This window comes from Tautonia sp. JC769, assembly GCF_040717455.1.
GTDB lineage: Bacteria > Planctomycetota > Planctomycetia > Isosphaerales > Isosphaeraceae > Tautonia.
This window is the reverse complement of the sequence record NZ_JBFEFH010000039.1, coordinates 1-24,051: the sequence shown is the minus strand read 5'-3', so window position 1 is coordinate 24,051 and position 24,051 is coordinate 1. Positions and strand designations below refer to the sequence as shown.

Below are 24,051 nucleotides of genomic sequence, written 5' to 3'. Positions count from 1 at the left end.
GAGGAAGCCGAGTCGGTCGATTCCCCCCGGGTCGTCGTCGAGGCGACGCGGGGGGAGAGAGAAAGGCGCGACGATCGTCGCCCGTCAGACGAAGATGGCCTCGCGCCCGGCGGGCTCGGGGAGGGTCAGTTGCCCTCGGTCGTGGAGGCGGCGGAGGTGCTCGGCCAGCTCGGCCTGGGCCGACTCGGCGTCGTCGAGCCGGAAGGGGCCGAGGGATTCCATCGTCTGGTGCAGGGCGGCCGACGACTCGGGAGGCAACGCCTGGAGGACCTTCTGCCGGACGGGGCGGGCGGCCCCGGCGAGGGCCAGGGCCCAGACGGTCGCGTCCTCGTCGTGGTAGGAGGCGCGGAGGTCGCGGTCGCTGAGCTTGACCACGTCGTCGAAGGCGAACCAGAGGCGACGCAGGCCGAGGTCGAAGAACTCGTCGAGCACCCGGCGCTGCTCGACCGGGTCGATGCGGTCGAGCCGGGCGATCTCGAGGGTGACGGCCTCGACGGCCGCGCGGTCGAGTTCGGCGAGCAGCTTCGAGGCGAGGGGCTGTTCCAGGCTGACGACGAGGATCGCCGCCTTGCGGATGGGGGGGATCGGTTCCCCGGGGCGGTCGGCCGCGGCGACGCGAGCGGGCCCTTCGGATGCGGTTATGCTCATGCGTCGGCTCCCTGTTCGACCCAGCGTCGGAGGACGGCGGCGGCGGCCGAGGGGTCGCTCCGGACCAGTTCCCGGACCCGATCGGCCGGGCCGGGGGCGTCGTCGTCGGGCAAGGGGGGCAGATGCGGCCGGGAGGTGCCGGCCGTGGCCGTCGAGGCGTGCGAGGCCGGTCGGCGGCCGGAGAGCCAGCCGCCGGCCGCGGCGATCAGGGCGAGCCCGGCGATCCCCCCGAGGACCGCCGCGGGCACCCACCAGAGGGCCGCCTCCTGCCGGGCGTCGCGAGCGACGGGGCGCGGCGTGTCCGGCTCGTTGGGCAGCGGCTGCATGAGGATCTGCACGCGGCCGAGCGACGCCTCGGGGATGACGTGGGCGATGATGGTATGGACATAGTCCTCGGTGAAGGCGACGAAGCGATCGAGGACGTCTTGCTTCGCCTCTCGGGCGTTGAGGAAGGCGTCGTGCCGCGCCAGGTAGTACGAGGCCGGCACCTTGACCAGGACGTTCGCCCGGGGCTGGGCCGGCTCGGCGATCGGCGGGGCGGCCGGGGGAGTCGGGGGCTCCGCGTCCGGTTCCGGATCGAGCGACATGGGGCCGTTCGGCACGACCTCGACGGCCCGAGGCGGCGGCGAAGGGGTCGGCTCGAAGGTCGGCGCGGCGTCGTCGGGCGTGGCGACGACGGGGACGGGGGCATTGGCGTCGATCGGGGCGTCGAGCCGGACCTCGACCAGTGCGCCGTCGATGACGGGGGAAAGCTGCTCGGCGATGGCCGCCTCCCAGCTCCGGACGAGGGCCTCGGCCCTCATGCTGCGGGCGAAGGTGGGGTCGCCGGCCTTGAGCAGGGCGTCGCCGTGGGCGTCGATGATGGTCACGTCGTCGGCCTCCAGTTGCGTGAAGGTGGCGATGACGTTGAGCACGCGATCGACGGTGGTGGGGGAGAGCGACCGGCTACGATCGGCCCGCAGGTGGACGCCGGCACGGGCGGTTTCGGGTCGGGCGAAGGGGCGTCCGGGTTTCGGCATCAGGACCACGACGGCCGACTGGATGCCGGGGATCTCCTCCAGGGCGCGCTCGATCTTGCGGGCCTCGGCGCGGAGGTGGATCTCGGTCCGCTCGGCGGCGTCGGCCATGATCGGGGGGCGATCCGGGTCATCGACCGCCTGGAAGATGGAGAGGCGGCCGAGCCCGAGCTGGTCGAGCACCTTGAGCGCCTCGGCGCGTCGGGTGGGGGCGACGGAGACGCGGCCCCGGTCGTCGGCCTGGGCGTCGATGCCCTTGATGGCCAGCTCGTTGAGCAGGGCCTCGACCTGGTCGGGCGGGAAGGCCCGCCCCTGATCGAGCCATTCGGGCTGATCGGGCTTGGGCGCGATGAGCGCCATCGAGGCGAGTGCGAGGATGGCGACGACGATCGCCAGGGCGGCGACGCGTCGCGGTGCGTGGTGTCGATCGCGGAGCCAGCCCGAGAGGGCCTGGAGCCGCTCCCCGAGCCGACGCCTCCCGGCCCCCGGGGCAGACCTGGCCCCGCCCGGCTCGCGATCTTCGCTCCGCATAGTCGCCCCGCCCCCCTCGATTGGTTCGACCGATCCGCGGCGAGCCGAGGCCCGGATCGCAGCGATCCGGAGCCGAGGCATCCGATCGGATGCGACCACAGCCATCGCCCGGGCGTCGAATCGCGCTTCGATCGAGCGTCAGGCGGCCGGCAGCCAATCGCCGACCGGTCGCGGTTCGGTCCGGGCGGAGCGAGTTATCCGACAAACCCCGGGTCTTGTCAATCGCGGCAATCGATGCGGGGTAAATGCGGGCGGGGCGGCCTCCCGGTCAGGAAGGCCGCCCCGTAGGTGCGGGATCATCGTGGGTCGCGTCATGCTCGATCACACCGCGAGGGGCCCTGCTGCCAGGGCCGTCCGATGCGATCGCCCGAAACCAGGCCTCCGCTGATTAGCGGGTGGTGCCGAACAGCGAGGAGCCGAGACGGCCGTAGGCGCTGGGGACGACCGGGGCCTCGGGGGCAACGTCGGTCTCTTCGGCCGGGGCCGGTTCCATGACGCCGGGGGCGGCAGGGACAGCCTGGCCGGAGCCGTAGGCCTGGCCGGAGCCGTAGGCCTGGCCGGAGCCGTAGACGTCGCCGGTGTACTGGGCGGTCGGGGTGACGTAGCCCTGGCCGGTCGGGTAGACCGAGTGGCCGTAGTCAACGACGTCGGTCGCACAGCCCTTGTCGTGGTGGAGCATGCCGAGCAGGCCGCCGCCGACGCGCTTCTTCTTCAGGACCCACTCGTACTCGTAGCACTTGGGCGGAATCTTCGGCAGCGAGATCTTCGGCAGGCAGATCTTCGGCATGCTGAGGTGAGGCAGCTTCAGCCCGCAGTGCTTGGGGGCCGGGGCGCACACGTCACCGTAGCTCTGGGCGGTGGGCAGGACGCCCTGGCCGCTGGGAGCGACGTACTGAGGGGCAGCCACGACCTGCGGGGACGGCATCAGGCCGCCGTGCCCGCCGGCCAGGGCGACGCCGCTCGTGGAGGCGAGAGCGAGGGCCAGGCAGACGCTCAAGGTCAAGAACTTGGACATGGGAGAACATTCTCCTCAAGAATTCGGTCTGGATGGGATCGAAAAGTTGCCGATCGGTCGGTCGGCACGATCACATCGCGATTCGGTTCGAGATGGACTGGGACCTCACAGCGGCAGACGTTCCCGGCGTCCGGGGCCGACCGGCCCGACCGCGATGGAGGTCACCCCCAGGGGTCGTGATGCTCCCGAGTCCTCGCCGCGGCGATCCCTTGGCGAGCCACCCGTTGTATCGTCATCGCCGGGCAGTCCCTTGAACGCCTCCGCCCTTTTCTGGTAAGGGTTTAGGGCGAGCGAAGGTGACGGTCGTTTCGGTTCGAAGGCTGGTCCCGCCTGGGCAAGCTGTGACGGCGATCCAACCGGATCGACCGCGCGAACCGGCCCCGCCCCGGCACCGCGACCGGTAGGCTTTCGCCGATCCGTTGATCCCGGCCGGGCCCGGTCGGCGCAGGATTCTCGTCCCGACGGCCCCGGGACGCCCGCGGTCGCTCCGCCCGGCGCAACGACGCGGCCCCGTCGGCCTCAGGACCGCTTCCAGCAAGGCAAGGCTGGGCGGCGCGAGGGGGACGGGGCCGTCGAGTCGCGATGAATAGCGTCGGCAGTCCGAGGGGGGGGGCGTCTTGCGTCGGGGCGATGAGGGCGGGGGCGCGAGGCCGGGGCCGGGGTCAGCGGCGGGGGTGGGAGGGATCTCCCCGTCGGCCCTCGATATGCTCGGCGGTGGCCGCCGAGGCCAGTTCGCTGACCGGATCGACCCGGAGCAGGATCAGCTCGTTCCGCTCGAGGTCGGCCTCGCGGTAGAGCTCGGTGACCTTGCCCTGCAGGGCGGGGGAGAAGTGGTCGTAGACCCGGTCGCGGATGAGGACGTAGCTGGTCGATCGGTCGGGGTCGGCGATCCAGCCGAGCAGGATGTCCAGGTCTCGCTGGATGCGGAGCCGAGGATCCGGGTTCAGCTCGCCGCGCCGGGCCTCCATCAAGAGATCGTGCGCGTCGTTGGTGTCGGGCTGGCTCCCGGGGACCGGGGCGAGGTCCCGATTGCGGAGGTAGAACCAGAGCCCCTCGTCCAGCTCGTGGAAGAACATGACCGTCGACTGGTCGTCAGGGACGATCTGGTTGATGGTCGCGGCCAGGGGGCGGTGGCTCTGGTCGGAGACGACCGGCCGTGCGATAGCCCCATAGATGATGAGCACGCTGCACGAGACGGCCCCGGCGATGGGGGCCAGCGCCATGCCCTCGACCCCCCGACGCCAGGCCCAGGCCGAGCCGAAGACCCCGAGGCCGACGACCACGGCCAGGGCGATCGCCGGGCCGACGAGTTCGGGCACGCGCTGCGAGAGGACGACCGGGGCGGCGCAGGCGACGACGAACAGGACGACCCAGATGGATTGCAGCAGGAGCCTCGGCCCGAAGGCCCCGCCCCGGGCCGCCCGGGCCAGGCGGACCCACTCCGATCCGGCCAGCAGGGCCACGGCCGGCAGGCACGGGACATAGTAGTTCGGCTTGGCCACCGACCAGGTGCTGAACATGAGCAGGTTGGCGAAGGCCCAGAGCCAGGCGAACCAGATGGTCGGCCGGGCCGATCGCCCGCGCTTCGTGAACGGGAGGGCCAGGGCCACCAGGGCCAGGGGGGTCCAGGGCATCGCCATCCAGAACCACTCGGCGGCCAGGGGGGTCCGCCGGCTGTGGTGCGTGACGCCGGCCGAGCCGACCTTCTGCCCGATCTCCAGCCACCAGACGCTCAGGGCATCGAACCGGGCGAGCACGACCGGGACCGGCCAGCAGAGGCAGAGCCCCAGCATCAGGGCGATCCCCCGCCAGTCGGCCAGCAATCGCATCCCCGGCCCGAAGCGGCGGGCCAGGGCCAGGTACGGCAGGACCGTCAGGCCGACGAGGACCAGGATGACCGGCCCCTTGGTGAGGAAGCCCAAGCCGAGGGCCGCATACAGGGCCAGCGTCCACCGGGACGACCCGGGGTCGTCGGCCGGGGCGGCCAGGTCGGCCCCCTCGCGGTCGCCGTGCAGGCGTCGCCAGGCCGCGTACAGGGCCAGCGTCGTGAACAGGGCCAGCGGGCCGTCGTTGCCGGCCTGCCGGTGCTCGGTGATGACGTAGAAGGTGGAACAGTAGGCCAGGCCCGCGGCCAGGCCGACCGGCCGGCCGCCGAGCCGTCGGCCGAGCCCGTAGACGAGCAGGGTCACCCCGACCGCCGAGAGGGCCGAGGGGAGCCGGACCATCAGCTCGTCGCTCCGGCCGCTGACGAGCATCAGGCTGGCGCTGACCCATCGCGGCAGGGGAGGCTTCTCAAGGCGAGGGCGGCTCTGGATGTCGGCGATCAGCCAGTGGCCGTGCTCGACGGTGTCGAGCGCCTCGGCCGCGGCGCGTTGCTCGCGTTTCCCCCAGAGATCGACGGCGCCGAGCAACCCGAGGAAGGTCGCCAGCGAGGCGACCGCCAGCACCAGCTCCGGCCCTCGTGAACGGATCCAACGCGATAAACGACGAAGCGGCATCGTGACTCGCCCTCCCTGGCCGTCGCAGACGCTGCTCAACCTGCCGCCCGCCGACGAGGCGCGAAGCGTGCCGGTCTCTCGGTGATGAGGGGGCACCATAGCCCAAGCCCTCGACGCCGACAAGGGGAACCGCCCCGGCAATGCCGGCGGGGGGGACGGGCGATCGGGAATTCGAGTGTCAGTGATCCGCTCGACACGCTTGGCCTGTTTCGGATTGCGCCGACCGCCCGCGAAAAACCGGTGATGCCGATTGCGCGGCCCGTGTTGACAGGGTCGCGGGACTTCGGGTATATCCCAGCCCCAATCAACCTCGGTGTGCGAGCCGCCCGGGAATCGCCCGGTCAGCACTCGCCGCTTCGGAGGTTGACGACGCCCGGCCTCCCGCGACACCGGGGAGACTCGCTGTCGCGGCAGAGGTACCGCGGGCGTCGGGAGGAGGCACGGATGCGATGGCAAGGGGGCACCAACGGGCACAGGGATGGCCCGGCCCCCTTGCATCAACGAGCGTCTGTGCCTGTCTTCCGGACCGGACGGTCTGCACACGGGGATTGCGGCCCGACGCGCCGCTGACCGTTGGATCGGGATCGGACCGATTGCGTCGCGCGTCTGTGATGATCGCCCATCCCGGTCGATCCCGACGCACCCGAGGCCGAAACACTCGTCCGCCATGGAAGGGGGATGGCCCCATGCGTCTCGCCATGACCAGGATCGTCGCGCCACCCCGCGCGCCTCATCGTCGGTTCGTTCGCGAGCGCACCGAGATCCAGGACCAGCCCCTCCCCCGGACGCCGGGGCTCTATCCCGGCGAGCCGGAGGCCTGCCGCCGGAGCCTCCGGCGCTTCCTGCCGGTGATGCTCCAGCTCGGGCTGCTGGTGGGGCTTGCAAACGTCTACAACCTTGAAGGCCGGGGCTTCCACCTCCTGCTGGCGATCGCGACGGCGGCCCTCCCGGTCCATTACCTCCTGCCGTTTCGCTGGAAGAAACCGTTCTTCGTGGGCGCCTCGATTGTGGGCCTGACCTGGGTCTTCGGGGCGTCGACCGCGGTGGTGGTCTTGCCGATCGCCCTGGGCCTGGTCGGCCTCTGCCTGACCCCCCTGCCCTGGCTGGCCAAGGTGGTCGGGGTTCTCGGGGTGGGATTGGGGCTGGGCTTGATTCAGACAGGAGCGATCGCGTCGAGCCTGCCGTCGCCGGTCCTGCCCATCCTCGGCACCATGTTCATGTTCCGGCTCATCATTTTCCTGTACGAGTTGAAGCATGCCCGGAAGCCGGAGCCGGCGGGCGACGTGCTGAGCTACTTCTTTCTGCTGCCGAATTACTGCTTCCTGCATTTCCCGGTCGTCGACTACCGGACGATGCAGCGGGGGTATTTCTCGGGAGAGGTCCACGCCGTCCAGCGGGACGGCCTGAAGATGATGCTCCGCGGGTTCGTCCACCTCTTGCTCTACCGATTCGTCTATCACGAGCTGCTCATCAGCCCCGATCAGGTGGCCGGGCCCGGCAGCCTGGCGCGGTTCCTGACCTGCAATTACCTGCTGTATCTTCACGTCTCGGGGCAATTCCACGTCGCGTGCGGCATGCTGCACCTGTTCGGCTTCAAGCTGCCCGAGACGCACCACAACTACCTGCTGGCGACGAGCTTCACCGACTACTGGCGGCGCATCAACATTTACTGGAAAGATTTCATGGTCCGCGTCTTCTTCAACCCGGTGGCCTTCCGCCTGAAGCGCCGCCCGCAGTGGCAGGCGCTGGCCGCGGCGACGACCGTGGTGTTCGTGGCCACCTGGTTCCTGCACGCGTACCAGTCGTTCTGGCTGAGCGGGTCGTGGCACTTCAGCGTGCCGGACGCCTTGTTCTGGAGCATCCTGGGCGTCTTCGTGCTGATCAACGTGCAACTGGACGCCCGGCGCTCCCGGGTCCGCCGCAAGGCGAAGGAAGCCCCCTCGACCGCGGCCCGACTGCGAGGCGGCCTGGCCCGGTCGGCCAGCGTGGCCGCGACGTTCGTGACCATCGCGCTGCTCTGGTCGCTCTGGACCAGCCCGAGCCTCGACGCCTGGCTGGCGATGCTGCGGCGGGGGATGGGGTCGTGAGGACGGCCCCCGAATCCCCGATCATCGGACAGGAGCCTCGAATCCCCCGAGCCCCCGAAGCGATCATGACGGCCACCCGACCCCTCCTCCGGCAATTCGCGCTGGCCGCCGCCCTGCTCTGCTGGGGGCTGGCCCCGGACGCGTTCCGGCCGGGGGGGGCCGAATCGCTCCTGATGGCCGGGAAGAACGCGGCCGACATGGATCGGATGGAAGTCGGGTACTATGAACACCTGATCGACACGGGACGGCGGCTCGACGGCCAGGCCCTCGCGGCCGCCGCCCCCGCCGCGCCGCCGCCGTTCAAGGTGACCGACCTGGCCCGCGTGGTCGACGATTTTCGAGAGTGCGTGCTCGAACCGTCGTTCACGACGATCTTCCAGCAGGCCCGCTGGACGACCAACGCCCTCGGCCTGCGCGACCGGGAGTACGACGCCCGGAAGCCGGAGGGGACGCATCGGGCGGTCCTGATCGGTGATTCGATCGGGGTGGGCTGGGGCGTCCACGACGGCGAGGGCTTCGAGCCGAGGCTGGAAGCGGCCCTCGACGCGCGATCGGCGTCGGCCGGCGGCCCCCGGATCGAGATCCTCAACCTCTGCGTCCCCGGCTACTCGCCGGCCCAGCGTGGCGAGCACCTGGGGCGGCTCGGCTGGTCGCTCGACCCCGACCTGGTCATCGTCCAGGCGACCGCCGCCGACCTGGACTGGGACGCCAGGAGGCTCCGCCGGCTGCTGAGCGCCGGGTACGGATGGGATATTCCGATCTATCAGGATGCCATCAAAGCCGCCGGCCTGGAACCGGGGGAGAGTCCCGCTCGGATCAAGCAGGGGCTGAACGGTCAGCAGTTCCGCATCCTCTCGGATGTTTATCGGGCGATCGGCGCCGATTGCCGCAGCCGGGGGGTGCCGGTCGCCTGGATCCTGCTGCCTCGCGTGGGGCGCTCGCTCCCCGAGGCCGAGCGTCAGTCCCTCCTTGCGCTGGCCGCCGCATCGGGCTTCGACCCGGTGCTCGACCTCTCGGACGCCTTCGACGGCCTCGACCCGGCCGCCCTGGCCATCGGGCCGGACGACTACCATCCCAACGCCGAAGGGCACGCGATCCTCGCCCGACGGCTGGAGGAGGCGCTGGCCGACCGGCCGGATGCCCCCTGGAGCCAACCGAGCCGGCCCGGATCGGCCGGGGGAGCCGCACGCTGATGACCCGGAACCTCGCCGCCCGAGCCCCCTTGCTGTCGGCCCTGCTCGTCTCGGCGGCCTTGCTGGCCGTCGGGCTGATCGACTGGCCGGCGGGCCGCGCGCGATCGGCCATGCAGGCGATGCGATCGACCGAGGCCAATCGGGCCGACCGCGAGGCCAACGCCGGCGGCTACTACGAAGGGCTGATCAATCGGGGCGACCCCGAGGACCGGGCGAGCGACGAGATCGCCCTGCGCCTGCTGGGCAAGCCCGACCGCTGGGTCAGCTTCCACGACATGGGGGCGACGCACTACATCCCCGACTCGTTCGTCCAGTTCCAGCTCTATCCGAACATCCACAAGCCGGTGTTCGACCACGTCTTCACCACCAATGAGCACGGCCTGCGCGACCTGGAAGGCTATCAGGTGGCGAAGCCCCCGGGGACGTTCCGGATCGTCCTGCTCGGCTCGTCCATCGACATGGGCTGGGGGGTCGACGTCACCGAGACCTACGAGAACTGGCTCGAGGAGTGGCTCAATGCCCGGGCGGTGAAGATCGGGCTCGATCGCAAGTTCGAGGTCCTGAACTTCGCCATGGCCGCGCACGGGCCGGCGCAGCGGCTGGAGCGGTTCCGCACGTTCGCGGCGCAGTTCGAGCCCGACCTGGTGCTCTACTCGGGCACGATGCTCGACCCGAGGCTCTCGGAGATCCACCTCTGCGACCTCCTGCGCTACCGGGCCGACCCGACCTACGATTTCGTCCGGGCGGTGCTCGACGTGGCCGCCCTGACCGACGACGACCTCGCCCTCGACTCCGAAGGGCAGCTCCGGCGTCGCAGCCGATTGAAGGCGAAGCTGGCGCCGCACCTCTGGACCATCTGCGACGGCGCGGTCGGCATGCTCGCCGCGGAATGCCGGGCGCGGCGGGTTCCCCTGGTCTACCTGATCATCCCCCGGGCCGGCCTGTCGGACCTCCCCGGCGACCGGGACGAGGGGGTGTACCGCCACCAGGAAATGGCTCGCCGTCACGGGATCCGCCAGCTCGACCTGACCGGCTCCTTCGACGACGAGGATCCGACCTCGCTCGCGCTCGCCCCGTGGGACGACCACCCGAACGCCGAGGGCCATCGCCTGATCTTCCTCGCGCTGGCCCGGGCCCTCGTGGCCGACCCCGAGCTTTCGAAACTCCTGCTCGAGGCCGAGGCCGGCGGCCGATTGCTCACGGCCCAATCCCTCGCCGACCTCGACGAGGGACGGCCCGCGGCGCGTCGCTAGGCCGCCGCGGCGGCACGCCGACGAGGGGCTTCGGCTTCGCATCGGAATCGGCCGGCCTGACCCTCGCCCGATCACATCACCGACTCGTGACCCTTTCTGCGATGACCGTCAAGGGACTGACGACCATGCAACCTCACCGAATCGCTCAGACGCGGACGACCAGCGAACGCCCGACCTCGACCCAAGCCGGACCGTCGATCCGGTTCCACCCCGATCGTCGGGTGGACGCCGGGCATTCGGCCTACCGGCCGACGCAGGCACCCCGGGAGACGATCCACCTGGCCCAGTTGCTCGACCGCGCCGCCAGCCGATGGCCCGATCGGGTCGCGGTCGAGGCCGAGGACGGCCGGACGATGACCTATGCCCAGCTCGACCGGGCCGCCGACCGGCTCGATGCCCGGCTGGCGCGCTATGGTGTGGGCCGGGGGGACCGGGTGGGCCTGATGCTCCCGAAGTCCCCCGAGGCCGTCGCGGCGATTCACGGCATCTTGCGGGCGGGGGCCGCCTACGTGCCGGTCGATGCGACCGCGCCGGTCGCCCGGGGCGCGGGCATCCTGGCCGACGCCTTCGTCAAGACGATCGTGATCCATGCCTCGCTGGTCGCCTCGCTCCGGGGGGCCTGGCCCGGCCCCGGCCCCCTGCCCCGCCTGATCGTCGTCGGGGAGACGGCCGAGGACGAGTGCGCCACCTGGGACGAGGTGATGGCCGACGAGGCCCCGACCCCCGACCCGTCCCCCCGGTTCGACGGCGACGTGGCGTACATCCTCTACACGTCCGGATCGACCGGGACGCCCAAGGGCGTCACCCTGACGCATCAGAACGCGCTCAACTTCCTCGACTGGTGCGTCTCGGCCTTCGGCCCCGAGCCGGGGCGGCGGTTCGCCTCGCATGCGCCGTTCCATTTCGATCTGTCGGTCTTCGACCTGTATGCGTCGTGCCGGGCGGGGGGGACGCTCGTCCTCGTGAGCGAAGGCCTGGGGAAAGATCCGGGCCGGCTCGGCGACTTCCTGGCCGAGCGGCGGATTGACGTCTGGTATTCGGCGCCGTCGATCCTCGGCCTGCTGGCCGAATTCGGCCGGATCGACCGCCCGGACTTCCCGGCGCCGTCACTGGTCCTGTTCGCGGGGGAGGTGTTCCCGATCACGCAGCTCAAGCGGCTGCGCTCGCTCTGGCCGTCGGCGACCCTCTGGAACCTGTACGGGCCGACCGAGACGAACGTCTGCACGGCGTACCGGATCCCGGCCTCGATCGCCGACGACCGGACCGAGGCGTTCCCGATCGGCACGGTCTGCCCCCCGCTCCAGGCCCGCGTGGTCGACGAGCAGGGGGACGACGTGCCCGAGGGGGACCAGGGGGAGTTGCTCATTGCCGGGCCGGGCGTGATGCGCGGCTATTTCGGGCGAGACGACCTGACGGAGTCGGCCTTCATCGAGGCCCCGGACGGCACCCTCTGGTATCGGACGGGCGACCTGGTCGCCGACCTCGGCGAGGGCTGCTTCGCCTATCACGGCCGCCGCGACCGGATGGTGAAGAAGCGGGGCTATCGGATCGAGCTGGGGGAGATCGAGGCGGCGCTCGACCGTCTCGACGGCATCGCCCGGGCCGCGGTGGTGGCCGTCTCGGGCAAGGACGGCCTGACGATCACGGCGTTCGTGGCCATGAAGCCGGGGCAGAAAGGCTCGATCATCGCCGTCAAGCGTCATTGCACCGCGCACTTGCCGGCGTACATGATCCCGGATGCCATCCGGTTCCTGCCGGCCTTGCCGACCACCTCGACCGACAAGGTCGATTACCCTCGGCTCTCGGCGATCGCCTCCGGCCCGACCGCGACAGAGGCGGCCTGACGATCGATCGGGCGGCGGGGGGAACGGTCGGTCTTGCCTTCATCCGATTGGGTTTGCGGAAGCTCCCGAGGGGCTCGTGCGACTGATTCCCGGCCACCTGACGAGCTGGAAGCACTGGTACTACCGGGCCCTGATCCCGGCCTTGCGGCGACTCGGGCCGGATCGGGCCGACGCCGTGCTCGACGCGATCGGCCGGGCCGTCGCCCGCCGGCCGGGCCGATCCGGGCGGATCACGGCCCGGCTGGCCGACGCCCGCGAGGGGCTCCGGGCCGACTGGGATCTCGACGAGACGAGGGACGCCCTGGTCGGCAATCTCGCGCGGTTCTCGGCGCGCGATTGCCTGCTCTCCGGGTTGTCGGACGACGCCGCTTTGGGCCGGTTCGAAGTGACGGGGGCCGAGCACCTCGACGCGGCGATCGCGACGGGCAAGGGGGTGATCCTGCTCGGGGCGCACTTCGGCGCCTACCTGGCGGCGATGCACTGGCTGGTCCGGCGTCGGGCCCCGTTGCGGATGATGCTGCAACGCCCCCGGCACGTCTCCGACGAGCTGTCGCGCTGGTTCGACCGCGCGGGGACCCCCGACGACCCGATCGGCCCGGTCCGTCACCCGCAATCGTCCTTGTTCCTGCGACGGTCGATGCCGCCGGGGGAAGGCGTCTTGCGGGTGCTCCGGGCGCGATCGGCCCTGCTCGGGGGCCTGGCGGTGCTCATCCACGGCGACGTCGCGTGGGATTCCCGCTGCGCGCGTCCGGGCTCCTTGCTCGGTCGTCCGGTCCGGGTCCAGGCGGCCTGGGCCGACCTGGCGGTCGTGACCGGTGCCCCCGTCATGCCAATCTTCTGCGCGCACCGGGCCGGGGGGCGATTCGCGTTGACGATCGATCCCCCCTGGTCCCTCGCCCCGGGCGATCAGCGGGGAGCCGTGACGCGCTACCTCGATCGGCTCGACAGCGTGATCGCCGCCGAGCCGGCCGAGGCCGTCTCGTATCTCCTCTGGCCCGACGATCGGGCGACCGGGACGAACGTCGAGGGCCGTCGGCCGCGTCGTCGTCCGGAGGGGGCGTCCTCGCTCCGCTCAATCGGGGCGTAGTTTCGAGGCGAGCCGGGGGCGATCGGGCCGGAGTTCGAGGGCGAGCATCCGGTCGGCTTCCTCTTTCCGGGGGTGGACCGTCGCGGAGCGATCGAGCAGGCGGACCCGGCCCAGCCGCTTCAGGTCGTCGAGGATCCAGAGCGGGCCGACGACGTAAACGCGATCGTCGGGCGAGGCGCGGTCGCCGACGAGCCGATCGGCGAGGGAGGCAACGTCATCGTGCCGCCGGACCGGGATGGGCAGGTAATAGGTGATCTGGGGGTCGGGGATGCCGACGACGGAAACATCGGCGCCGGGCGGCAGGTCGGCGGAGAACCGCATGGCCAGCTCCGATTGGCCGCGGTAGTCGTCCACCTCGGGCATGGCGAGCGACTGCACCAGCACGAACGCCCCCCAGACCACGGCGAAGAGGCCGGCCACGGCCGCTCGCGGCCGCCCGGCGTGCCAGAACCGCTCGGCGATGGTCAGGCCGAGGCCGACCAGCATCGCGATGCTCGCCCCCGCCAGGGCCAGGCCCGCCCCGCCCCTCGTCGCGACGATCAGCCCCGTCACGATGCCGGCGACGGCCAGCGAGGGCATGGTCACGCGGGTGGTCCGGGCGATCGGCCAGCGCCGGAGCCGATCGGGCACGGCCCCGTTTATGATCCGGACCAGGCCGAGCGCCGCCCAGATCGACAGCGGCGGCAAGGCCGGGATGATGTAGTGCTTGTGCTTCCAGGCCGACAGCGAGAGCACGAGCATCATGCCGAGGGTCCAGCAGAGCAAAACGCGGCTTCGATCGTCCCTCAGGAACCGGGAGCGATCGGATTTCGCCTCCGCGAGCGCCCCGAAGACCGCCAGGGGGGTCCAGGGTAAGGCGAGCCAGGCGGCGGTATAGAGATAGAACGCCGGGTCCTTGCCGCCGCCGCCCAGGTCGCCGCGGAAGCGGTCGACGTTGTGCCGCCACCAGACTTCGAGCAGGCCCGGCTCGCGGAGCATCGCCGCCAGCGGCCAGGCCACCACCAGGAGCAGCATCACCAGCCAGCCGAGCGGGTCGAGGAGCAGTCGCCAGGCGGCCCATCTGCGGGTCACGACCGCGAAGAGGCCGCTCCCGACCGCGATCAGGACCAGCCCGATCGGCCCCTTGACCAGGAACGCCAGGCCCGCCGCACCGAAATAGGCGAGCCGCCAGCCGATCGGCGGGCGCGTGTTTTCCCGGCCGACCACCCCGGCCGCGAAGCTCGCCATGGCCAGGGTCACGGCGGCGCAGAGCATCATGTCGGCCTCGGCCAGCCGCCCCTGCATGAAGGCATAGACCGAGCTGGACTGGACGAGGCCGGCGATCAGGCCCACGCGGTCGCCGTACCAGCGAGCCGCCAGCCAGGCGATGACCAGGCTGGTCAGGACGGCCGAGAGGACCGCCGGGAGCCGCGCCGCCCACTCGGCCTCGGTGCCGAAGGCGGACAGCGACGCGGCGATCGACCAGTGCATCAACGGGGGCTTGTCCCAGAGGGGCATCCCCATGATCCGGGGGACGAGCCAGTCGCCCGACTGCAGGAACTCGCGCGCCGGCCCGGCGAAGTTCACTTCGTGGAAGGTCAAGGCCCAGGGGCGCCCGAAATGGACCAGCAGGACGGTCAGGCCGTAGCCGAGGATGATCAGCGCCGATCGGCCCGAAAGGCGGTCGGCAGGCCCCGATTCGTCCGAGTCGGTGCCCGAGGGATCGGCGTTGACCGCGGGGTGATTCATCAAGCGGTCCACCATGACCATCACCCGGTCCGGTTCCCTTTGGGATGATTGGGCTGCGAAATGCCTGCGGCGAGTGCGAGCCGGTCGTCCGCCCGGATCCGGACGCATTGCAGCGAATTGCAGGACTCACAATCATGGCCGCAACTCATTCCATCGACAAGGGTGCTTCCCCACTTGAGGCGATCGCCCTCGGCCCGAATCGGTCGGTCCCGCGAGCGCGTGGCGACGGCCTCGATCCCCGGGCCGATCCCCGCGAGGCGGGCCGGCGGATCAACCGATCTGGGACGGATCGCGGCGAATCGCTACACTTGAACGCACCACTGTCCGCCGAGCGATCGGCCCGGCCGAGTTGCCGAGGTGCCGTGTCCGCCCCGCCCGCCCGCCAAGGGATTGCCGCTGCCATGCCCGGTCCGTCGCTGTTCGATTCCCTGCCCGATCCGCACGACCGCGATGAGGGCGAGTCATCCGGGGTGGTCGGCCTGCCCAGCGGGCCGCCGATGCTCAGCGTCACCGACCTGACCGCCCTGATCCGCGAGCTGCTCGAATCGACCTTCGCCGAGGTGGCCGTCTGCGGCGAGATCTCGAACCTCTCGCGGCCGAAGTCGGGCCACGTCTACTTCGACATCAAGGACGAGGGGGCCCGCATCCGGGCCGTCCTCTGGCGCAGTCAGGCCGCCCGGGTCCCGTTCGACCTGGAGAACGGCCTGGCGGTCCGGGCCTGGGGCGGCGTCGACCTGTACCCGCCGCACGGCTCGTATCAGATCAACGTGCGGACGATCGAGCCGGAGGGGATCGGGCCGCTCGAACTGGCCTTCCGGCAACTCTGCGACCGGCTTCGGCTCGAAGGGCTGTTCGACCCGGCCCGCAAACGCCCGTTGCCGAGGTTCCCGAGGCGGATCGTCGTGGTTTCCAGCCCGACCGGCGCGGCGGTCCGAGACATCCTGACCATCATCGGGCGGCGGTGGCCGTCGGCCGAGATCCTCATCGCCCCGGCCAAGGTGCAGGGCCAGGGGGCGGCCGAGGAGGTTGCCGCGGCGATCGGGATGGCCAACCGGCTCGACCGGGTCGATCTGATCCTCGTCGGCCGGGGCGGCGGGAGCCTGGAAGATCTCTGGGCCTTCAATGAAGAAGTGGTGGCGCGGGCCATCGTCGCCTCACGCGTCCCGGTCGTGTCCGGGGTCGGGCACGAGACGGACCTGACCATCGCCGACCTCGTGGCCGACCTGCGCGGCCCGACCCCGAGCGGAGCCGCCGAGCTGGCCGTCCCCGACGCCCGGGACGTGCTCGATCGGCTCGACGCCCTCGCCGGCCGGATGGCCCGAGCGCTCTCGCTGCGGGCGAGCGATGCGCGATCGCGGCTCGAATCGCTGGCCGACCGGGCGGATCGGGCCGTGGAGCGCCTGCTCGATCGGCGTCGCGACCGCCTGGCCGCCCTGGCCGGCCGGCTCGATGCCCTCAGCCCGCTGGCGGTCTTGTCCCGGGGTTACAGCCTGACGCAACGGCTCGACGACGACCGCGTGGTGCGGGCCCCCGACGACGCCCGGCCCGGCACCTTGATCCGCACCCGGCTCGCCTCGGGGTCGATCCTCAGCCGGGTCGAGGCCGGCCCGACCGAGGGAGACGCCCCCTCGGACGAGCTGGACGCCTCGCCGGCCGACGCGAAGCGGCCCGGCCGCCGAGACCGCCGCCCCGCCCCCGGCGCCGCGGCCCCCGCGCCGACCGATCGCCCGCGCAAGCGCCTCGCCCCCGGAGGCTCCGGCCCCTTCCGCACCGATCCCGAACGGAGCTGATCTGATGCCCGACGCCCCCCAGCCCTCCCCGAACGGCCCCGAGCCCGACTCCCCCTCGTTCGAGGCCGCGCTCGGCCAGATCGAGGCGATCGTCTCCGACCTGGAGCGGGGGACGCTCGACCTCGACGCCTCCCTGGCACGCTACGAACGCGGGGTCCGCCTGCTCAGCCAGTGCCGCACCACGCTCCAATCGGCCGAGCGGCGGGTGGCCCTGCTGACCGGGGCCACTCCCGACGGGGAGGCATTGACCGCCCCCTTCGACGACCCCTCCGCCCCGACGACGACCGACCTCGAAGACGATTGAATGATTCCGAGCGTTTGAGACGATCGCCGCGATGAGTTCGCCGCCGTTTCCCCCTTTTGCCGGAGGGGTTTCCTCCGGTTCCTCCCAACCTCGTCCGATCATGCAGCTCCGCCGCATCGACCTGAAGCTTGTCCGGCTGCCCCTGGTCCGCCCGTTCCGGACCAGCTCGCATGTGAAGGATCACCTTGCGCACATCCTCGTGCGCGTGGAGTCGGACGACGGGCTCGTCGGCTGGGGAGAGTGCGCCAGCCCGTCCGACCCGTACTATTGCCCCGAGACGACCGAGACGTGCTGGCACATCCTGCGCGACTTCCTCGGGCCGCTCGTGCTGGGCAAGGACTGGGAGACGATCGACGACCTCACCGCGTTGTACCGCCTGGTGAAGGGGAACAATTTCGCCAAGGCCGGGCTGGAAATGGCCTGCTGCGACCTGATCGCCCGGTCGCAGGGGATTTCGCTCGCCCGGTTCATCGGCGGGGTGCGGCCGAAGATCGCCTCGGGGGTGAGCCTCGGGATCGAGGACGACCTGACCGCATTGCTCGACACGATCGAGCGGCACCTGTCGGCCGGATACAAGCGGATCAAGCTGAAGATCGGCCCCGGGCGCGATGTCGAGGTGGTCCGGGAGGTGCGCCGCGTCTACCCCGGGATCCTGCTGCAGGTCGATGCCAACTCCGCGTACACGCTCGACGACATCGACATGCTTCGCCGTCTCGATGAATTCGACCTGCTTTTGATCGAGCAGCCGCTGGCGCACGACGACATCATCGACCACGCGAAGCTCCAGGCCGCCCTGCGCACCCCCGTCTGCCTCGACGAGTCGATCCACTCGGTCGATGACGCCCGCAAGGCGATCGAGCTCGACGCCTGCCGGGTCATCAACATCAAGGTCAGCCGGGTCGGCGGCCTGATGGAAGCCCGGCGAATTCATGATTACTGCTTCACGAGAGGGGTCCCCGTCTGGTGCGGCGGCATGCACGAGTTCGGCATCGGGCGTGCCGCCAACGTCGCGCTGTCGAGCCTCCCCGGCTTCGTCTTCCCGGGTGATGTGTCGGGGTCCGACAAGTACTATCTCCAGGACGTCGTCGATCCGCCGGTGCTCGCGTTCGACGGCGACGTGCCCGTGCCCACGGGCCCTGGCCTGGGCCACGAGCCGGTCGAGGAGTTCATCATCGCCAACACCCGGCGCGAGGTGACGCTCGACGCGGGCGAGGTCGTGGTGTAAGCCCGGTTTCCCTGCCCTGCTCGGCCTGCGCGACGACCACGACGATCGCAGGAACCTCACCTCGGGACGCTCCCCCATGCCACCCACCGACCTGCTCCCGTTCCTGACCTCGCGCCGTGATGACCTGGTGGCCTTGCTGCGGACCTTGGTCGAGCACGAATCGCCGAGCAAGGACGCGGCGGCGCTGAATGCGCTGGCCGATCGCCTGACCGATCTGCTCCGGCAATCGGGGGCATCGTCGGTCGACCGGGTGCCCAACCCCGACGGCGGCGACCACCTCCTCGCCCGCTTCGACTTCGGCCACACCGGGCCCGACGCCCCGAAGCCCGCCCTCCTGATGGCCCACTTCGACACGGTCTGGCCGATGGGGACGCTGGCCACCATGCCCTTTCGGATCGAGGACGGCCGGATCCACGGCCCCGGCACCTTCGATATGAAGGGGGGGCTGACCCTCCTGCTCTCGGCCCTGACCGCGCTGCGCGACCTGAACCTGACCCCGCCCCGTCCCGTGGAGTTCCTCCTCACTTCCGACGAGGAGATCGGCAGCCCCAGCTCTCGCACTCTGATCGAAGCCACCGCGAGGAAGGCAGCCTATGCCCTGGTCCCCGAACCCCCCTTGCCCGGCGGCGGCCTGAAGACGGCCCGGAAAGGGGTCGGCCGCTATACCTTGAGCGTGGCCGGCATCCCGGCCCATTCCGGCATCGAGCCGGAAAAAGGGCGGAGCGCCTTGCTCGAACTGGCTCATCACATCATCGCCATCCATGCGATTGCCGACCCGGCGGCGGGCACCACCCTCACGGTCGGACGCGCCGAGGGGGGAGGGGCCGTCAACGTCGTCCCCGCCTCGGCATCGGCCGAGATCGACGTCCGCGTCTCGACCCTGGCCGAGGCCGAGCGGGTCGACCGGGCCCTGCACGCCCTCTCCCCCGTGCTCGACGGGACGAGCCTCGCCCTGACCGGCCGCCTGAACCGACCTCCCATGGAGCGCACGGCCGCCACGGCCTCGCTGTTCGAGAAGGCCCGGGCGGCGGCGGCCCGGTCGCTCGGGCTTGAGCTGACCGAGGGCTCGACCGGGGGCGGTTCCGACGCGAATTTCACCTCCGCGATCGGCCTGCCGACGCTCGACGGGCTTGGTCCCCTCGGCTCGGGCGCGCATGCCGTTCATGAGCACATTGAGATGGATTCCCTCCCGCTCAGGGCCGCGTTGATCGCGACCTTGATGCTGTCCCTCTAGGCTCCCCTCCGCCTTGCGCCGCCTTGCCAACCAGCCCTCCCCGGAACGCTCCAGGAGTACGAGACGGATGAGCGACCCCACGATTGAACCGATCGTGATCCGGCGTGCCGAGAGCCCCGCCGACTACATCGCCTGCCAGGATGCCCAGCGCCGCTCGTGGGGCCTGGTCGACGAGTCGTACGTGGTGCCGGTGGCGACCCTGGTGGGGGCGAACCTGCACGGCGGCCTGGTGCTGGGGGCGTTCCTGGAGGACGGGACGGCGGCGGGCTTGTCGTTCGCCTTCCTGGGGAAGATCGACGGGATGCTCGGGCTCTACTCGCAACTGACCGGGGTGGTCCCCGAGTACCAGGGGCGAGGGCTCGGGCGCAGGATGAAGCAGGCGCAGTTCATGATCGCCGAGGCGGAGGGGCTGGCCTGCGTGGCCTGGGCGTTCGACCCGCTGCAGGCGGGCAACGCGCGGTTCAACCTGGAGACGCTCCAGGCCACCGCTTCGCATTACGTGGTGGACATGTACGGCCCCCGGACCGACGACCTGAACGCGGGGACGCCCACCGATCGGCTCATCGCCGTCTGGGAACCCGGGCAGCCGACGCGGCCGGCACTCCCGGACCGTCCCTTCGAGGCCCTCCCCTCGCTGATCGATCCCGACGGCCCCGCCGCGAGGCCGATCGAGGGACAGGGCATGCCCCCGCTCGCCTTGCTCGAAATCCCGGGCGACCTGGCCGCCCTGCGAGCCTCGGCCCCCGAGCGGGCGAACCGCTGGCGCCTGGCCGCCCGAGGGGCGTTCGAAGACGCCTTCGGCAAGGGCTATCGGGCCGTCGGCACGGTCAGGGCCGGTGACGGCGAGGAGCGTCGGCAGGCGTATGTCCTGCACCGGCCGCCGGGCGAGGGGGCGGGGTGATCTCGGGTCTGGAGGCCCGGCCGGGGGGTGGGTAAGATCCGCTTTTTTCGCGAATCGGTCGAACCCGCCCGGCGCCGGTCAGGCGATCGCTCGGCTCAGGATTGCCGGCCGGCGCGACACAAGGCGCGGGCACTCGCTCCGCAACGGAGAAGGTCCGGAACTGATGACCAGCAACGACGCAACGACGGCGGGATCGGGGGCTCGGCCCCTCTCGCGGCGCCGGTGGATCCAGGGGACGCTCGGGGCGATTGCCGGCGCGGCATTGGTCCCGGCGACGGCCCGAAGCCTGCCGGCATCCCCCGGAGCCGTTCGAAAAACCCCGCGCTACTGCCTGAACACCAGCACGATCCGAGGGGCGAACTCCGAGGTCGGCATCGTCGATCAGGTCCGGATCGCCGCCGAGGCCGGCTACGACGCCATCGAGCCCTGGCTCCGCGACATCAACCGATTCAGGGAAGAAGGGGGCTCGCTCCGCGACCTCGGCCGGCAGATCGCCGACGCCGGCCTGGCGGTCCCGAGCGCCATCGGCTTCGCCCGCTGGGCGGTCGACGACGCCGGCGAGCGGGCGGCCGGATTGGAGGAAGCCCGCCGCGACATGGACACGCTGGCCGCGATCGGCGGGACCCGGCTGGCCGCCCCTCCCGTCGGCCTGACGGAGCAGCGTTACGGCGATCTGCTCACCCTGGCCGAGCGCTATGCCGTCCTGCTCGAACTGGGCGCCGGGCTCGGCGTCGTCCCGCAACTGGAGGTCTGGGGCTTCTCCCAGACCTTCCGGCGCCTCGGCGAGGTGGCGTTCGTCGCCGTCGAGAGCGGCCGGCCCGACGCCTGCATCCTGCCCGACGTGTATCACCTGTACAAAGGCGGATCGAGCCTCGAAGGGCTTCTGCACCTCAACGGCGCCTCGATCCACGTCTTCCACCTGAACGATTACCCGGCCGAGCCGCCCCGGGACGCGATCGGCGATGCCGACCGCGTGTTCCCGGGTGACGGCGTCGCCCCCTTCGACCGCCTGGGGGAGATCCTCGACGCGATCGGCTTCGACGGCACCTACTCGCTCGAATTATTTAACCGCGAGTACTGGGCCCGAGATCCGCTCGACGTCGCCCGCGAGGGGCTCCGCAAGATGAAGGCCGTGACGGGCGGCCCTGCCTGACGACCTCATCTACGCCCATTCGGAAGCGTCACCTGGACCAGTCCCCGGACTCCCTCGCCGCGGTCGGCGCGGAGGAGCGGGGCCTGGCCCGGATCGGGCCGCCCGAATCGCGGCCCATCACGCGATCATTCCATTTTCAGCACAATTTTCCCGAATTGTTCCGATTGTTCCATGCGACGCAGGGCGTTGGGAAGCTCGTCGAGGGAGAACGTCTGATCGACGACCGGCTGGATCCCGCGATCCTCGACCAGTTCCAGCAGGGCGGCGAACTCGGCCGAGGTCCCCATGGTGGTGCCGAGCAACTGGAGCTGCTTCCAGAAGACCTGGAACACATTGAGCGACGGCACCGGGCCGGTCGTGGCCCCGAAGTTGACGAGCCGGCCCCCGGGCCGGAGCAGCTCGATGGCGTGGGCGTACGTCTCGCCCCCGGCGCTGTCGATGACCACGTCGGGCGTGCCGCCGAGCTTGCGCAGCGCCTCGGGCCAGTTCGGGTCGCGATAGTTGACGCCCCCCTCGGCCCCCAGCTCCTTCGCGCGGTCGAGCTTCGCGTCGCTGCCCGAGGTGACGAAGACCCGGGCACCCAGGGCCCGGGCGATCAGCAAGGCATGGATGGCCGTGCCGGCGCCGATGCCGGTGACCAGCACGACCTCCCCGGGCTGGACCTGCGCCTTGGTCACGACGGCGCGATACGCGGTCAGCCCGGCCAGGGGCAGGGCGGCGGCCTGCTCGAAGTGCATGCCGGCCGGCTTGGCGAAGACGTTCTCGGCGGGAACGGCGATCAGCTCGGCGAAGGTGCCGTGATCGGGCATGCCGAGGATCCGGAACCGATCGCCCTGAGCCCGGCCGTCCGATCCCCAGGCCAGGCTGGGGTTGATGATCACGTCCTGGCCCGTCCGGAGTCCCTCGACCCCGTCGCCCAGCGCCGCGACCTGCCCCGCGCCGTCGGAGCCGAGGATCGCGGGCAATGTCACATTCGGGTACTTGTTTCGTGAGATCCAGAGATCGCGATGGTTCAGGGCCGCGGCCCGGATCCGGATGACGACCTCGCCCGGGCCGGGGGAGGGGTCGGGCACATCTTCGAGGTGGAAGTGGTCAAGCGCCCCGAACTCTCGGAGGACAATTGCCTTCATCTGCTCCCTCCCAACCGCGACGGACGGCGCAGCATGCCCGCAAACCATGTCTTGCGGGTCAGCCCCCATTCAGCCTACGCCCTCGGGGGCGACCGGCTCAAGAGCCGCGAACGGGCGGCCGCCGCGACCAGAATTCATCGATCCCTTACGGACCGAGCAAATCCCGATCCAACCGACAGCCCCTCGCCGAGAGGCTCAAGTTCGATCTCGGTTGACTCCGACAACCTTGACAGATACGATTCTCGTGGCCAGTGCCGGGGTTTGCGATGGGGCAGTCTTCCCTGGCCGAGGAATTGCGCATGTTTCGACGTTGCCGGAATCGCAATCGTGGCTGGGTTGGCCTGGGCATCCTGCTCGGGTTGATGATCGGCGGCTTCCCGGCCGTCGACGCCTGCCCGTTGCCGGCCGGGAGCCGATCGGCGCATCACTGCGAGCCTCCGGCCGCCCCGGAACCGCCGCGGCCGGACGACTGCTGCCACTCCGAATCCGAAGCGATTCCCCCCAACGCCCTCCCCCTCCGACCGACCGTGCCGACCCCCGGCCCTGCGGGATCGGACGGACATTGCCGGACTCGCACCGCGTCCTCCTGCTGCTGCTCGACGAACGTCGCGCAGATGGTGGTGGAGCGTTCCGTCCGTTCCGGAGTCTCGCGAGACCAGTGGCGTGCTCGCCACTCGTTCGAACCGACGGCGACGCGACCGACGGCACGACCGGCGTCGTTGTTGATCGCCACCGGCTTGCCGAGGCCGGCCCCCCTCTGCGATCTCCTCATTCTCACCACCGCTCGGTTGCGGAATTAGCGGACGCCTCTCGTCCTGCGACGACCGCTCGTTCGACCGAGGCCGGCGCCCGTGCCGCCGTCGCCAGGGCGTACGCGATCCGTTCGACGACCGCTCCGCTCTCCCTGCTCTGATCGAGCCCCGGGGCGTGCTGCCGGATCGGATCTCGGATCATCGCCCGCGACCGCTGTCGAGCAGCCGCTGCCGCTGAATCAACGCTGACGGGTCGCGAGTGATTGCGCGCCGACCGACCGGGCGTGCCCCGCACCGCTTGATGCTCACGCGACACCCGCCGCCGGGTTCGCCGCTCGATCAACCCCTGCGCGCATCGGTTGATCCGAGGCAGGCCGGCCCGCGACCCGTCCGCGGTCGGAGATCATCCGGCACGTTCGTTTCGTGTTCGGAGCCGAGTTCGATTTGATCGATTGATCATTCCTGAGGAGTTGAGATTCATGACCCGCCGCTTGTCGCTGCTCACGTTCGGTGCCTGGCTCATCGCGGTTGCCGTCGCCGCGAACCCCGCCTCCGCCGACGAACCCACGACGGCCTGTGCCCTGAAGCCCGCCGCCACCAAGGCCTGTTGCGCCACCGAGGTGAAGGTCACGCTGACTTCCACCACGGTTGCCGAAGCGAAA

At 70.9% G+C, this 24,051-nt stretch carries 19 protein-coding genes; 12 read left to right on the top strand and 7 right to left on the bottom strand.

Going from position 1 to position 24,051, the window contains the following annotated elements:
• Window positions 1-84: 84 nt before the first annotated feature.
• From AB1L88_RS24930 to AB1L88_RS24915, 4 genes are all read right to left on the bottom strand, one after another.
• On the bottom strand, window positions 85-648 hold the full coding sequence (locus AB1L88_RS24930) for a FliG C-terminal domain-containing protein (RefSeq protein WP_367099421.1): 564 nt from the start codon (window positions 646-648) through the stop codon (window positions 85-87).
• Window positions 645-2,195 (bottom strand): hypothetical protein, encoded by a 1,551-nt coding sequence (locus AB1L88_RS24925; RefSeq protein ID WP_367099420.1) that lies wholly within the window; start codon window positions 2,193-2,195, stop codon window positions 645-647. The genes AB1L88_RS24930 and AB1L88_RS24925 overlap by 4 nt, the downstream gene beginning before the upstream one ends.
• Before the next feature lie 388 nt (window positions 2,196-2,583).
• The gene (locus AB1L88_RS24920) at window positions 2,584-3,210 is read right to left on the bottom strand and encodes a hypothetical protein (protein ID WP_367099419.1); all 627 of its coding nucleotides are present in this window, start codon (window positions 3,208-3,210) and stop codon (window positions 2,584-2,586) included.
• Window positions 3,211-3,872: 662 nt separating this feature from the next.
• Window positions 3,873-5,708 (bottom strand): glycosyltransferase family 39 protein, encoded by a 1,836-nt coding sequence (locus AB1L88_RS24915; protein WP_367099418.1) that lies wholly within the window; start codon window positions 5,706-5,708, stop codon window positions 3,873-3,875.
• 686 nt (window positions 5,709-6,394) lie between these two features.
• Here AB1L88_RS24915 and AB1L88_RS24910 point away from each other — a divergent pair.
• From AB1L88_RS24910 to AB1L88_RS24890, 5 genes are all read left to right on the top strand, one after another.
• On the top strand, window positions 6,395-7,795 hold the full coding sequence (locus AB1L88_RS24910; RefSeq protein ID WP_367099417.1) for a hypothetical protein: 1,401 nt from the start codon (window positions 6,395-6,397) through the stop codon (window positions 7,793-7,795).
• 65 nt (window positions 7,796-7,860) lie between these two features.
• Window positions 7,861-8,988 (top strand): GDSL-type esterase/lipase family protein, encoded by a 1,128-nt coding sequence (locus AB1L88_RS24905; protein WP_367099416.1) that lies wholly within the window; start codon window positions 7,861-7,863, stop codon window positions 8,986-8,988.
• Window positions 8,988-10,241 carry a hypothetical protein gene (locus AB1L88_RS24900; protein ID WP_367099415.1) on the top strand — a complete coding sequence of 418 codons (1,254 nt, stop codon included), beginning with the start codon at window positions 8,988-8,990 and terminating at the stop codon, window positions 10,239-10,241. The genes AB1L88_RS24905 and AB1L88_RS24900 overlap by 1 nt, the downstream gene beginning before the upstream one ends.
• Window positions 10,242-10,366: 125 nt before the next feature.
• A complete protein-coding gene (locus tag AB1L88_RS24895) occupies window positions 10,367-12,085 on the top strand; it encodes an amino acid adenylation domain-containing protein (protein ID WP_367099414.1) in 1,719 nt (572 codons plus the stop codon).
• A 76-nt stretch (window positions 12,086-12,161) separates the two neighbouring features.
• A complete protein-coding gene (locus AB1L88_RS24890; protein WP_367099413.1) occupies window positions 12,162-13,172 on the top strand; it encodes a lysophospholipid acyltransferase family protein in 1,011 nt (336 codons plus the stop codon).
• Here AB1L88_RS24890 and AB1L88_RS24885 read toward each other — a convergent pair.
• Window positions 13,158-14,921: a glycosyltransferase family 39 protein gene (locus tag AB1L88_RS24885; protein WP_367099444.1), complete on the bottom strand. Its 1,764-nt coding sequence runs from the start codon at window positions 14,919-14,921 to the stop codon at window positions 13,158-13,160. The genes AB1L88_RS24890 and AB1L88_RS24885 overlap by 15 nt on opposite strands.
• 380 nt (window positions 14,922-15,301) lie before the next feature.
• On the opposite strand from AB1L88_RS24885, the gene xseA reads away from it, so the two are divergent.
• The 6 genes from xseA (at window position 15,302) to AB1L88_RS24855 (ending at window position 21,507) form a co-directional block, all read left to right on the top strand.
• Window positions 15,302-16,690, top strand: a complete 1,389-nt coding sequence (gene xseA, locus AB1L88_RS24880; RefSeq protein WP_367099412.1) for an exodeoxyribonuclease VII large subunit — start codon at window positions 15,302-15,304, stop codon at window positions 16,688-16,690.
• A gap of 4 nt (window positions 16,691-16,694) precedes the next feature.
• On the top strand, window positions 16,695-16,994 hold the full coding sequence (xseB, locus tag AB1L88_RS24875; RefSeq protein WP_367099411.1) for an exodeoxyribonuclease VII small subunit: 300 nt from the start codon (window positions 16,695-16,697) through the stop codon (window positions 16,992-16,994).
• A gap of 100 nt (window positions 16,995-17,094) precedes the next feature.
• On the top strand, window positions 17,095-18,219 hold the full coding sequence (gene menC / locus AB1L88_RS24870) for an o-succinylbenzoate synthase (protein WP_367099410.1): 1,125 nt from the start codon (window positions 17,095-17,097) through the stop codon (window positions 18,217-18,219).
• Between the two features lie 76 nt (window positions 18,220-18,295).
• Window positions 18,296-19,453 (top strand): M20 family metallopeptidase, encoded by a 1,158-nt coding sequence (locus AB1L88_RS24865; RefSeq protein WP_367099409.1) that lies wholly within the window; start codon window positions 18,296-18,298, stop codon window positions 19,451-19,453.
• A 67-nt stretch (window positions 19,454-19,520) separates the two neighbouring features.
• A complete protein-coding gene (locus AB1L88_RS24860; protein WP_367099408.1) occupies window positions 19,521-20,354 on the top strand; it encodes a hypothetical protein in 834 nt (277 codons plus the stop codon).
• 163 nt (window positions 20,355-20,517) lie between these two features.
• Complete coding sequence (locus AB1L88_RS24855) at window positions 20,518-21,507, top strand: sugar phosphate isomerase/epimerase family protein (protein WP_367099407.1); 990 nt, start codon at window positions 20,518-20,520, stop codon at window positions 21,505-21,507.
• 125 nt (window positions 21,508-21,632) lie between these two features.
• Here AB1L88_RS24855 and AB1L88_RS24850 read toward each other — a convergent pair whose 3' ends face one another.
• Both AB1L88_RS24850 and AB1L88_RS24845 read right to left on the bottom strand, forming a co-directional pair.
• Complete coding sequence (locus AB1L88_RS24850) at window positions 21,633-22,637, bottom strand: zinc-binding dehydrogenase (protein WP_367099406.1); 1,005 nt, start codon at window positions 22,635-22,637, stop codon at window positions 21,633-21,635.
• A gap of 424 nt (window positions 22,638-23,061) precedes the next feature.
• Window positions 23,062-23,409 (bottom strand): hypothetical protein, encoded by a 348-nt coding sequence (locus tag AB1L88_RS24845; RefSeq protein ID WP_367099405.1) that lies wholly within the window; start codon window positions 23,407-23,409, stop codon window positions 23,062-23,064.
• Window positions 23,410-23,868: 459 nt separating this feature from the next.
• On the opposite strand from AB1L88_RS24845, the gene AB1L88_RS24840 reads away from it, so the two are divergent.
• Window positions 23,869-24,051, top strand: a 183-nt coding sequence (locus AB1L88_RS24840; RefSeq protein ID WP_367099404.1) for a hypothetical protein, incomplete at its 3' end; no start/stop codon positions are given.